This window comes from Streptomyces luteogriseus (assembly GCF_014205055.1).
Taxonomy (GTDB): domain Bacteria; phylum Actinomycetota; class Actinomycetes; order Streptomycetales; family Streptomycetaceae; genus Streptomyces; species Streptomyces luteogriseus.
On sequence record NZ_JACHMS010000001.1, the window covers coordinates 6,343,231 to 6,355,299 of the forward strand.

Genomic DNA, 12,069 nt, shown 5'->3' on the forward strand with positions numbered 1-12,069 from the left:
TGGGGCGGGGCGGCTACGGCAGCGCCAGCATCCGCTCCAGGGCCAGCTTCGCGAAGGCCTCCGTCTCCTTGTCCACCTCGATGCGGTTGACGAGGTTGCCCTCGGCCAGCGACTCCAGGGTCCAGACCAGGTGGGGGAGGTCGATGCGGTTCATGGTCGAGCAGAAGCAGACCGTCTTGTCGAGGAAGACGATCTCCTTGCCCTCGGGCGCGAAACGGTTCGCCAGGCGGCGGACCAGGTTCAGCTCCGTGCCGATGGCCCATTTCGAGCCGGCCGGCGCGGCCTCCAGCGCCTTGATGATGTACTCCGTCGAACCGACGTGGTCCGCCGCGGCCACGACCTCGTGCTTGCACTCGGGGTGGACCAGGACGTTCACGCCCGGGATGCGCTCGCGCACGTCGTTCACCGAGTCCAGGCTGAAGCGGCCGTGCACCGAGCAGTGGCCGCGCCACAGGATCATCTTCGCCGCGCGCAGCTCGTCGGCGGTCAGTCCGCCGTTCGGCTTGTGCGGGTTGTAGAGGACGCAGTCCTCCAGGGACATGCCCATGTCGCGCACGGCGGTGTTGCGGCCCAGGTGCTGGTCCGGCAGGAAGAGCACCTTCTCGCCCTGCTCGAAGGCCCAGTCCAGGGCCCGCTTGGCGTTGGACGAGGTGCAGATCGTGCCCCCGTGCTTGCCGGTGAACGCCTTGATGTCGGCGGAGGAGTTCATGTACGAGACGGGCACGACCTGCTCGGCTATCCCGGCCTCGGTCAGCACGTCCCAGCACTCGGCGACCTGCTCGGCCGTCGCCATGTCGGCCATCGAGCAGCCGGCGGCGAGGTCGGGCAGCACGACCTTCTGGTCGTCGGACGTCAGGATGTCGGCCGACTCCGCCATGAAGTGCACGCCGCAGAACACGATGTACTCGGCCTCGGGGCGGGCGGCCGCGTCCCGGGCCAGCTTGAACGAGTCACCCGTCACGTCGGCGAACTGGATGACCTCGTCGCGCTGGTAGTGGTGGCCGAGCACGAAGACCTTGTCCCCGAGCTTCTCCTTCGCCTTGCGGGCGCGCTCCACCAGGTCCGGGTCGGACGGCGAGGGCAGGTCGCCGGGACACTCCACACCGCGCTCGCTCTTCGGGTCGGCCTCACGGCCGAGGAGCAGCAGGGCGAGGGGCGTCGGCTGTACGTCGAGCTCCTGGGTCTGGGCGGTGGTCACGACACGCACCCTTTCTGTTTCTGCGACTTTTCGTCGATTTGACGCTATCTATCATAACCGCTTCACGTCACTTTGACGACGGCCATAGCGTCGGTGTGACGTGAATCCCGGTGAGCCCCAGTTCATTCCCGAGAAGACCCGGAAAGAGCTGTTTTCCGGTTCCGGGCGCGTGTGCGAGCATGAAAAGGAGCCGAGATCGAGCGCCCGGCCCGGAATGAATCCGCGGCCCCGCCGGTTGCAACCGTCGGCAAGCAGTCTCCGTACAACCCGGGAGAGATGTAGATGTCCGTATCGGACGAGACCAGCACCGTCACCGACGGCATCATCCTGACCGACGCCGCCGCGTCCAAGGTCAAGGCGCTGCTCGACCAGGAAGGCCGCGAAGACCTCGCGCTGCGCGTCGCCGTCCAGCCCGGCGGCTGCTCCGGCCTCCGCTACCAGCTCTTCTTCGACGAGCGTGCCCTCGACGGCGACGTCGAGAAGGACTTCGACGGTGTGAAGGTCGTCACCGACCGCATGAGCGCCCCGTACCTGGGTGGTGCCACGATCGACTTCGTGGACACCATCGAGAAGCAGGGCTTCACCATCGACAACCCGAACGCGACGGGCTCCTGCGCCTGCGGCGACTCCTTCAGCTGAGCCGGCCGAGCCGCCCCCGGCGGCCGCGGACACGACGAAGGCGGCGGCCCCCTCCGACGGGGCCGCCGCCTTCGCGCTGCGTGGCCGCTCCTACCGCTCCCGCGTCGGGGGAGCCGGCAGCCGCGCACCTTCCTTGGCCAGCGGCACCGCCTTGCCGTCCGCGTTCACGACGGCCCGGTCACCGAGCGGCTCGTCCAGCTGCACGGTCTCCTGGAACTGCTTGGCGATCATGACGCAGACCTTGTCCGGCCACGGCGTCGACGTCACGGAGACCGTCACCTCGTCGCCTTTCTCGCTCGCCTTCACGTCGTAGTCGGCGCACACCCCGCCCGTGAAGGTCACCGTCAGCTCCGAGCCCTCGGCCCGGTAACCGTCCACCTTCACCTCGCGCGGCCCGGGAGCCGCCGTCGGCCGGTCACTCGGCTCGCTCGGCTCGGGGGAGGCCAGGTACTTCGGCTCCACCGCCGGGTACGTCACCGTGAACGGGTCCTCCGCGCCCGGCGCCGTCACCTCGAACAGCCAGGACGGCACCAGCCCCTGCCGCCCGTCCACGACGTGCGCGGCCAGCCCGAACACCGCCTTCTCGACCGTCACCGTGTCCTGCCCGGAGGCACCGCTCGACGGCTGCTCGCAGGGCTGCTCCAGCCGGTCCTTCAGCGGCACGGGGCTCGCGCAGCCGCCGACGCCCATCCGGTGGTCGTTCTTCGGCTGCCCGTTCATCAGCTCCAGCGCCTTCTCGGCGCCGACCACCGGGTACGTGTCACCCTTCACCGGCGTCTTCAGCTGACCGCTGCCGCCGACGACCTCGCCGTCCGAGCCGACGGTGATGCCGGTCGTCCAGCCGTGCGTGGGCAGTCCGCCGACCTCGGGAGTGGCGTTCACCACCCGCTGGGCCCCCATGACCTGGCTCGCGTCGCGCTTCGCGTCGTCCTGACCCACCACCTTCAGCACGGGCGTCGCGGCCTTCTCGGCCACCTCCTCGCTCACCGGTGTGCCACCACCGGACTGCGGGGCGGTGCAGGTGTCGCCCTTGCAGTTGTCGGTGCCCGGGGCGTAGCGGCTGAACGTCCAGGACCCCGGGGCCTGCTTGTTCACCTGGAGGCTCGGCCCGGACCCGTCCTGACCCCCGATCTTCCAGGCCTCGCCCTGGGCCACCGGCGTCCCCTCGACCCCGAGGGCCTTCGCCAGCCGGGCCACGTCCGCCTGGGTGACCTCGCCCTGCGCCCGGTACACCGGAGCCTTGCCCGGGCCGGCCGGCAGGGGGCCGCCGACCCGGTAGGTGGCGCCGTAGGGGTTGGGCTCGCCGGGCGCGATGCCGTTGCCGCCGCCCGCCGTGGACTCCGAGTAGCCGTCGAGCGCGAGCTGCGGGGGAGTGCCGTCCCCACCGGGCGCGCCGGAGGTCGCACCGCCGCCCGACCCGCTCGACGCGTTGGAGGCGAGCCAGGCCCCGCCACCGCCGATCAACAGCACGGCGGCGGCGACGGAGGCGATGATCGCGGGCGTACGAGGGCGGCCACCGTCGTGACGGACCAGATCCTCTTCGTCGCGAACGTCACGCACATCGCGTGGGTCGCGTACGTCACGGACATCGCCTTCGTCGCGGGGGAGGTCGCCGGCCGTTTCCGGGGTCGCGTCCGGGGGCTCGGCGTCGGCCTGCCGGTCCTCGGACGCACCGGGTTCGGAGGCGTTCTCGAGGGCACGCGTCCCGGAGGTCTCCGGCGCAACCGGAGCCTCGGCCGGCGGTTCAGCGTCCCCGCCCTCGGCGGCCGGCTCGGCGTCCCTGCCCGCGCCCGTCTTCGGCGGCTCAGGAGCCGGCGTGTCCTCACCGGGCGCCTCGGAAGCCTCGGCGGTCTCTTCGACCTCTTCGGGCTCAGCGGCCTCCGGCGACACCCCGGCCTTCGCCGAGGTGCCGGCGTCCGCCGAGGATCCGGCGTCCGCCGTACCCGGCTCCCCGACCTCCGGGGCGTCGGCGTCGGTGCCCGCTTCCCTGGCGTCGTCGTCGTTGTCGGGTCGCTCGGTGTTCACCGCATCGCTCCTTCGGCTGCACAGCTGTCCCATGGGACCCGGCCCGTCACATACGGGCCCGCTGGTGGGTCGTATCCCGCCTCCCCTTTACGGGGGACAGCGATGGGACGCAGCGGGGGAGCACACGGTTCCCGCGAGTGCGCCGTTCAGTCCCCGTAGTCCTCCATGGCGTCGAGCAGCCGCGCCGATGCCGGGGGAACCGACACGCCGTGGATCAGAGCCGGGGAGACCGGCCGCGCAGCGATCCGGGGGACCGCCCAGTGCGGAGCCATCCGTGCCCCGTCACCCGGCAGCGACGCCAGATCACCCTCCAGATCGACCGGAACGGGGGCGTGGACCTTGAGGTTCGTCATACCGGCACCGTATGCACGGTCGTGGTCACCGAGAAAGATCTACTATCGGGTAGTTTCGATGCCTTCAGAGCCGCCCCGCCCACCCGATAGCGTGAACCGTCAAGGTCCGCCTCCCTCAGGAGAGTCCACGCCGTGCGCATCGCAGTCTCCGGCTCCATCGCCACCGACCACCTCATGACCTTCCCCGGCCGCTTCGCCGACCAGTTCGTAGCGGACCAGCTGCACACGGTCTCGCTGTCGTTCCTGGTCGACCAGCTCGACGTCCGCCGCGGCGGCGTCGCCGCGAACATCGCGTTCGGCATGGGGCAGCTCGGCACCCGGCCGATCCTGGTCGGCGCCGCGGGCGCGGACTTCGACGAGTACCGCGCCTGGCTGGAGCGGCACGGAGTCGACACCGACTCCGTCCGGATCTCCGACACGCTGCACACCGCCCGCTTCGTGTGCACGACCGACGCCGACCACAACCAGATCGGCTCCTTCTACACCGGCGCCATGAGCGAGGCCCGCCTCATCGAGCTGAAGACCGTCGCCGACCGCGTCGGCGGTCTCGACCTGGTCTCCATCGGCGCAGACGACCCGGAGGCGATGCTCCGCCACACCGAGGAGTGCCGCTCCCGGTCCATCCCGTTCGCCGCCGACTTCTCCCAGCAGATCGCCCGGATGGACGGCGAGGAGATCCGCATCCTGCTGGACGGGGCGACGTACCTCTTCTCCAACGAGTACGAGAAGGGCCTCATCGAGACCAAGACCGGCTGGAGCGACGCGGAGATTCTGTCCCGTGTGGGCCACCGGGTGACCACCCTCGGCGCGCGCGGCGTGCGCATCGAGCGGGCCGGCGAGGACCCGATCGAGGTCGGCACGCCGGACGAGGAGCGCAAGGCCGACCCGACGGGTGTCGGCGACGCCTTCCGCGCCGGCTTCCTCTCGGGCCTGGCCTGGGGCGTCTCCCTGGAGCGCGCCGCACAGGTCGGCTGCATGCTGGCGACCCTCGTCATCGAGACGGTGGGCACACAGGAGTACCAGCTGCGGCGCGGGCACTTCATGGAGCGGTTCACCAAGGCCTACGGGGACGAGGCCGCGGAAGAGGTCCGGGGGCATCTGGGCTGATCCGCCGTCCGCGGGGGTGCGGGGGCTGATCGCGCCCGCGGCGGCAGCCGCATGTCGACACAGCCCCGCGCCCCCGAGGAGAGGGTCGGTCAGCTCACCCGGCGGACCACGTACGCCGTTCCCTGTTCCGCCTTCTCCGCGCCGACGTACTCCTGGCCCCGCATCTCGCACCACGCCGGGATGTCCAGGCGGGCCGCCTCGTCGTCCGACAGCACCCGGACCAGGCCGCCCACCGGCACGTCGCCGATGACCTTGGCGAGTTCGATGACCGGGATCGGGCACCTCTTGCCCAGGGAGTCCACGACGAGCACGTCGGCCTCCCGTACCACCGTCTCCGAAACCGGAGCCCCCAGCTTCTCCCGCACCGCCGTCACGGCCCGGGGAAGGACGGCCAGGAACCTCTCCACCTCCTCCTCGGCCGCCCCGAGCGGCAGCGAAACCCGCACATTTCCCTCACTCAGCACGCCCATCGCCCGCAGCACATGGCTCGGCGTCAGCGTGCTGCTCGTGCAGGACGAGCCGGACGAGACCGAGAAGCCCTCCCGGTCCAGCTCGTGCAGCAGCGCCTCCCCGTCGACGTAGAGGCAGGAGAAGGTGACGAGCCCGGGCAGCCGGCGCACCGGATCGCCGACGACCTCGACGTCGGGCACCAGCCGCGGCACCCTCGCCCGGATCCGGTCCGTCAGCTCCCGCAGGCGCACGGCCTCCTCGGCCGCCTCCGCCCGCACGGCCCGCAGCGACGCGGCCGCCGCCACGATCGCCGGGATGTTCTCGAAACCGGGCGCCCGACCCGACTCCCGCTCGTCCACCGGGCCTTGCGCCGCGAACCGCACCCCCTTGCGGACCACGAGCAGCCCGACCCCGGACGGCCCGCCCCACTTGTGGGCACTGGCCGTCAGCAGCGACCAGCCCCCGTCCACCGGCCCCCACCCCAGCGACTGCGCCGCGTCCACCAGCAACGGCACCCCGGTCTCCCGGCACACCTCGGCCACCGCCGCGACGGGCTGCTCGGTCCCGACCTCGTGGTTGGCGGACTGCAGACACGCCAGTGCGGTGTCCTCGCGCAGGGCGTCCCCGTAGACCACGGGGTCCACCAACCCGGTGCGGTCCACGGCGACCTGGGTGACGCTCCCCCCGGCCGCCTCCAGGAGCTCCGCCGAATGCAGTACAGAGGAGTGTTCGACCGCGGACACGATCAGGTGACGCCCGATCCGCCTCCGCCCGGCCAGCGCCCCGGCAATCCCGGTGTGCACGGCACGGGTTCCGGACGAGGTGAAGGTCAGTTCGTCCGGCCGGCATCCCACCGCCTCGGCAGCGGCCTCCCGCGCCGCGTCCAGCAGCACCCGGGCCCGCCGCCCTTCCCTGTACAGACGCGCGGGATCCGCCCACCCCTCGTCGAACGAGGCCAGCAGGGCCTGCCGGGCGACGGGATGGAGAGGAGCACTGGAAGCAGCATCGAAGTAGGCCACACAGCAACGCTAGAACGTCCCCGGGGGAGGCGGACCTCAGGGGCGCGGGGAACTGCGCGAACAGCCACAAACGGCCCGCAGCCGCCAATTCAGCGAACCACCTGGGTGAGTAGGCACCCCTCCCCGAGAACCCCCGGAGGGCGTCGGCTAGGGTTTGGTCCGCATAAACATCCAAACCCCTGCCCGACGCAGGGCCGCGACCGACCAGCGAGAAGGCCAGGCCGCAGCCGATCCGCGCGGGCGAGACTCTCGGGAAGGCGCTACGTGAGTCCCAACGGCTCCGACCGCTCGCCGCGGCGCCCGATGCGGCGGAAGCTGCTGCAGGCACTGACCGCGGGCCTGGTCTTGGCGACAGCCACCGGTTGCTCGTACAACTGGGAAGACTTCCCCCGCCTTGGTATGCCCACCCCGACCACGGAAGAGGCTCCGCGGATCCTCTCCCTGTGGCAGGGGTCCTGGGCGGCTGCGCTCGCCGTCGGCGTGCTGGTGTGGGGTCTGATCCTGTGGAGTGCTTTCTTCCACCGGCGCAGCCGCACCAAGGTCGAAGTTCCCCCGCAGACCCGGTACAACATGCCCATCGAGGCGCTGTACACCGTGGTTCCGCTCATCATCGTCTCGGTGCTGTTCTACTTCACCGCTCGTGACGAGTCCGAGCTGCTCAGCCTCAAGAAGAAGCCCGACGTCACGGTCAACGTGGTCGGCTTCCAGTGGAGCTGGTGCTTCAACTACATCGAGCCGGTCGCCGGTTCCACCGGGGACGCCAAGACCTCGAAGGACCTGGACGCGATCCCGGACCGGTTCAAGAAGGACTTCCCGGCCAACGCCGGCGGCGTCTACGACTGCGGCACCCCCGGCACGCGGAACCCGCAGACGGGCAACCCGGGCCCGACCCTGTGGCTGCCCAAGGGCAAGACGGTCCGCTTCGTCCTCACCTCGCGTGACGTCATCCACTCCTTCTGGGTGGTGCCGTTCCTCATGAAGCAGGACGTCATCCCGGGCCACACCAACGCCTTCGAGGTGACCCCCAACAAGGAGGGCACCTTCATGGGCAAGTGCGCCGAGCTCTGCGGCGTCGACCACTCTCGGATGCTGTTCAACGTGAAGGTCGTCTCCCCCGAGCGCTACGAGCAGCACCTCAAGGACCTCGTGGACAAGCAGCAGAACGGTTACGTTCCTGCCGGCATCGCGCAGACGAGCCACGAGAAGAACCGGGAGACGAACAACCTGTGAGCATCCTCAACGAACCCCAGGGTGCCGCGGCAGCAGGGTCCCACTACCAGGACGAGCTGCCGGTCAGGCGCCAGAACCGCGGCAGTGTCGTGGTCAAGTGGCTGACGACGACGGACCACAAGACGATCGGCACGATGTACCTCGCCACGTCTTTCGCGTTCTTCGTCATCGGTGGCGTGATGGCGCTGCTCATGCGCGCCGAGCTGGCCCGTCCGGGTCTGCAGATCATGTCGAACGAGCAGTTCAACCAGGCGTTCACGATGCACGGCACGATCATGCTGCTGATGTTCGCGACGCCGCTGTTCGCCGGATTCGCCAACTGGATCATGCCGCTCCAGATCGGCGCGCCCGACGTGGCGTTCCCGCGGCTGAACATGTTCGCCTACTGGCTGTACCTGTTCGGCTCGCTCATCGCGGTGGCCGGCTTCCTCACCCCGCAGGGCGCGGCCGACTTCGGCTGGTTCGCCTACAGCCCGCTCTCGGACGCCGTCCGCAGCCCGGGCATCGGCGCCGACATGTGGATCATGGGTCTGGCCTTCTCCGGCTTCGGCACCATCCTCGGCTCGGTCAACTTCATCACCACGATCATCTGCATGCGGGCCCCCGGCATGACGATGTTCCGCATGCCGATCTTCGTGTGGAACGTGCTGCTGACCGGTGTCCTGGTCCTGCTGGCCTTCCCGGTCCTCGCGGCCGCGCTGTTCGCCCTGGAGGCGGACCGCAAGTTCGGCGCCCACATCTTCGACTCCGCCAACGGCGGTGCGTTGCTGTGGCAGCACCTCTTCTGGTTCTTCGGCCATCCAGAGGTGTACATCATCGCGCTGCCGTTCTTCGGCATCATCTCCGAGGTCATCCCGGTCTTCTCCCGTAAGCCGATGTTCGGTTACACGGGTCTGATCGGTGCGACCATCGCGATCGCGGGTCTGTCCGTGACGGTGTGGGCGCACCACATGTACGTCACCGGCGGCGTGCTGTTGCCGTTCTTCTCCTTCATGACGTTCCTCATCGCAGTACCGACCGGTGTGAAGTTCTTCAACTGGATCGGAACGATGTGGAAGGGCTCGTTGTCCTTCGAGACACCGATGCTCTGGGCGACCGGCTTCCTGATCACCTTCACCTTCGGTGGTCTGACCGGTGTCATCCTGGCCTCGCCGCCCATGGACTTCCACGTCTCCGACTCCTACTTCGTGGTGGCCCACTTCCACTACGTCGTCTTCGGCACCGTGGTGTTCGCGATGTTCTCCGGCTTCCACTTCTGGTGGCCGAAGTGGACCGGCAAGATGCTGGACGAGCGCCTCGGCAAGATCACCTTCTGGACGCTGTTCATCGGCTTCCACGGCACGTTCCTGGTCCAGCACTGGCTGGGCGCCGAGGGCATGCCGCGTCGTTACGCCGACTACCTGGCGGCCGACGGCTTCACCGCGCTGAACACGGTCTCGACGATCAGCTCGTTCCTGCTCGGCATGTCGATCCTGCCGTTCTTCTACAACGTGTGGAAGACGGCCAAGTACGGCAAGCCGGTCGGCGTCGACGACCCGTGGGGCTACGGCCGCTCCCTGGAGTGGGCGACCTCCTGCCCGCCGCCGCGGCACAACTTCATCACCATGCCGCGGATCCGCAGTGAATCCCCGGCATTCGACCTGCACCACCCCGAGATCGCGGCTCTCGACCAGCTCGAGAACGCCGGTCACGGCGAGAAGGCCATCGCTGGTGGCAAGGAGGCCGGCAAGTGAAGATCCAGGGCAAGATGTTCATGTGGCTGAGCGTCTTCGTCCTCGCCATGGCTGTGGTCTATGGCGTGTGGTCGAAGGAGCCGGCCGGTACCACGGCCCTCTTCCTGGCCTTCGGTCTGTGCATCATGATCGGCTTCTACCTGGGCTTCACGGCCAAGCGGGTGGACGCCGGTGCGCAGGACAACAAGGAGGCGGACGTCGCGGACGACGCCGGCGAGGTCGGGTTCTTCAGCCCGCACAGCTGGCAGCCGCTGTCCCTGGGCATCGGAGGCGCCCTCGCCTTCCTGTCCGTCGCCATCGGCTGGTGGCTGATGTACTTCTCGCTGCCGATCATCCTGATCGGCGTCTGGGGCTGGGTCTTCGAGTACTACCGCGGTGAGAACCGCACCCAGTAACACGCGCCGAGCGTTCCAGGGGCCCGGACACTCCGAGAGGAGCGTCCGGGCCCCTGCGCATGCCGTAATGCGATTCACTCGTACGAGTCGCTCGGCGTGCCGCCGTTGACGCGGCTTCCTAGCGTGAGGCCATGAGCCACACAGCGATATCCCGCCCCCGCACCGCCGTCAGCTGCACGCTGCTGGTGACAGCCCTCTGCGCGGGCCTCACCGCCTGCGGCTCGGACGGCAACCCGCTCGCCGCCCGCCCCTACGACGCGGCGGACCAGATCTCCTTCAACGCCCCCGACGGGGGCCGCGAGAAGGCCGACCCGGACAAGCCCCTGGAAGTCGTCGAGGACTCCGACGGGCGCATCACGGACGTCACGGCCCACGACGCCTCAGGACGCTACGTGGCGGGCGAACTCGCCGCCGACGGCAGCCGCTGGCACAGCACCACCCCGCTCGCCGCCAACGCCAGCTACACGGTCCGTGTGAGCACCGAGGACGAGGACGGGGCGCCCGGCCGCAAGGTCGTCACCTTCGACACCGGCAAGCCCACCACCAAGAAGCGCCTGGACGTCGCCTTCGGCCCGAAGAAGGGCACCTACGGCGTCGGACAGCCCATCACGGCCGAACTGAGCCAGCCCGTCAAGGACAAGGCCCAGCGAGCCGTCGTGGAGCGCGCCCTCAGGGTCTCCTCCACGCCCGCCACGGACGGCGCCTGGCACTGGGTGGACGACAAGAAGCTCCACTACCGCCCCAAGGACTACTGGCCCGCCCGGGCCACCGTCCAGGTCCGCAGCAACCTGGAGGGCATCAAGATCGGCGACCGGATGTGGGGCGGCAGGGCCAAGCCGCTGACCATCACCACCGCGGACAAGCTCATAGCCGTCACGGACGCCTCCGCCCACCAGATGACCGTCTACAAGAACGACGAGGTCGTCCGGCAGATACCGGTCACCACGGGCATGCCCGGCTACGACACCCGCAACGGCGTCAAGGTCGTCCTGGCCAAGGAGGGCACCGTCCGCATGACCAGCGCCAGCATCGGCGCCTCGGACTTCTACGACCTGGTCGTGCACCACTCGGTCCGGGTCACCAACAGCGGCGAGTACGTCCACGCCGCCCCCTGGTCCGTCGGCTCCCAGGGCTACGCCAACGTCAGCCACGGCTGCACCGGCATGAGCACCGAGAACGCCGCCTGGTTCTACGACACCGTCCGCGAGGGCGACATCGTCAAGGTCGTGAACTCCGGCGGCGACATGATGGCCCCCTTCGGCAACGGCTTCGGCGACTGGAACCTCGACTGGGCGAGGTGGCGCACCGGCAGCGCCCTGGTCGGCGGCACCCCGGACGGCCCCACGGAGGCCGACAGGGCCCGCCTGAGGCCGCAGAGCGTCTAGAGCAGGGGCCTCCGGGCCCTCAGGCGTTCAAAGCCGCCTTGTCCCGCAGCAGGGAAGCCAGCGCGGCAGCGAACTCCACCGGCTCCACCGGCAGGGTCACGGCCGCCTCCGCACGGCTCCAGGTCGCCAGCCACGCGTCCTGGGGCCGCCCGATCAGCAGCAGCACCGGCGGGCAGTCGAACACCTCGTCCTTGATCTGCCGGCAGAGGCCCATGCCCCCCATCGGCACGGCCTCGCCGTCCAGGACGCAGACGTCGATCCCGCCCCGGTCCAGCTCCCTCAGCACCGCGTCCTGAGTCGCACACTCCAGGAACTCCACCACGGGAACGTCCGGAGCCGGCCTCCGTCCCGTGGCGAGCCGCACCTGCTCGCGGGTGTTGGAGTCGTCGCTGTAGACCAGCACCGTGGCGGTCGGCTGCATTGTTCCTCCGTGACGTCAGCGTCGTAAGGACAGGCCCGTTGGGCCGGATGCTACTCCCTTGAACACCACGTCAACACCGGTACGACCGGGGAAGACACTCCGAACGGCACCCCC

At 69.6% G+C, this 12,069-nt stretch carries 11 protein-coding genes; 6 read left to right on the forward strand and 5 right to left on the reverse strand.

Annotation, left to right across the window (positions count from 1 at the left end):
* Positions 1 to 13 precede the first annotated feature (13 nt).
* Entirely contained in the window at positions 14 to 1,198 is a 1,185-nt protein-coding gene (gene nadA / locus BJ965_RS28205; protein ID WP_184912274.1) for a quinolinate synthase NadA, read from the reverse strand.
* Positions 1,199 to 1,480: 282 nt separating this feature from the next.
* On the opposite strand from nadA, the gene erpA reads away from it, so the two are divergent.
* Complete coding sequence (gene erpA, locus BJ965_RS28210; protein WP_030837535.1) at positions 1,481 to 1,837, forward strand: iron-sulfur cluster insertion protein ErpA; 357 nt, start codon at positions 1,481 to 1,483, stop codon at positions 1,835 to 1,837.
* A 90-nt stretch (positions 1,838 to 1,927) separates the two neighbouring features.
* Here the strand turns inward: erpA and BJ965_RS28215 are convergent, their stop codons facing one another.
* Complete coding sequence (locus BJ965_RS28215) at positions 1,928 to 3,862, reverse strand: hypothetical protein (protein WP_184912277.1); 1,935 nt, start codon at positions 3,860 to 3,862, stop codon at positions 1,928 to 1,930.
* Between the two features lie 146 nt (positions 3,863 to 4,008).
* The gene (locus BJ965_RS28220; protein ID WP_184912279.1) at positions 4,009 to 4,215 is read right to left on the reverse strand and encodes a hypothetical protein; all 207 of its coding nucleotides are present in this window, start codon (positions 4,213 to 4,215) and stop codon (positions 4,009 to 4,011) included.
* A 132-nt stretch (positions 4,216 to 4,347) separates the two neighbouring features.
* Here BJ965_RS28220 and BJ965_RS28225 point away from each other — a divergent pair, with 132 nt between their 5' ends.
* Entirely contained in the window at positions 4,348 to 5,322 is a 975-nt protein-coding gene (locus BJ965_RS28225) for a carbohydrate kinase family protein (protein ID WP_184912281.1), read from the forward strand.
* Between the two features lie 89 nt (positions 5,323 to 5,411).
* On the opposite strand, the gene BJ965_RS28230 is transcribed toward BJ965_RS28225, so the two are convergent.
* The gene (locus tag BJ965_RS28230) at positions 5,412 to 6,791 is read right to left on the reverse strand and encodes a cysteine desulfurase/sulfurtransferase TusA family protein (RefSeq protein ID WP_184912283.1); all 1,380 of its coding nucleotides are present in this window, start codon (positions 6,789 to 6,791) and stop codon (positions 5,412 to 5,414) included.
* Between the two features lie 264 nt (positions 6,792 to 7,055).
* Between BJ965_RS28230 and ctaC the strand changes: the two genes are divergently transcribed.
* The 4 genes from ctaC to BJ965_RS28250 all read left to right on the forward strand — a co-directional run bounded on the left by ctaC (position 7,056) and on the right by BJ965_RS28250 (position 11,534).
* Positions 7,056 to 8,021: an aa3-type cytochrome oxidase subunit II gene (gene ctaC / locus BJ965_RS28235; RefSeq protein ID WP_184912285.1), complete on the forward strand. Its 966-nt coding sequence runs from the start codon at positions 7,056 to 7,058 to the stop codon at positions 8,019 to 8,021.
* On the forward strand, positions 8,018 to 9,754 hold the full coding sequence (gene ctaD / locus BJ965_RS28240) for an aa3-type cytochrome oxidase subunit I (protein WP_184912287.1): 1,737 nt from the start codon (positions 8,018 to 8,020) through the stop codon (positions 9,752 to 9,754). The genes ctaC and ctaD overlap by 4 nt, the downstream gene beginning before the upstream one ends.
* Positions 9,751 to 10,149 (forward strand): cytochrome c oxidase subunit 4, encoded by a 399-nt coding sequence (locus BJ965_RS28245; RefSeq protein ID WP_097216169.1) that lies wholly within the window; start codon positions 9,751 to 9,753, stop codon positions 10,147 to 10,149. The genes ctaD and BJ965_RS28245 overlap by 4 nt, the downstream gene beginning before the upstream one ends.
* Before the next feature lie 131 nt (positions 10,150 to 10,280).
* Complete coding sequence (locus BJ965_RS28250; RefSeq protein WP_184912289.1) at positions 10,281 to 11,534, forward strand: L,D-transpeptidase; 1,254 nt, start codon at positions 10,281 to 10,283, stop codon at positions 11,532 to 11,534.
* Positions 11,535 to 11,553: 19 nt separating this feature from the next.
* Here BJ965_RS28250 and BJ965_RS28255 read toward each other — a convergent pair whose 3' ends face one another.
* Positions 11,554 to 11,955, reverse strand: a complete 402-nt coding sequence (locus BJ965_RS28255; RefSeq protein ID WP_184912291.1) for a response regulator transcription factor — start codon at positions 11,953 to 11,955, stop codon at positions 11,554 to 11,556.
* Between the last annotated feature and the right edge of the window lie 114 nt (positions 11,956 to 12,069).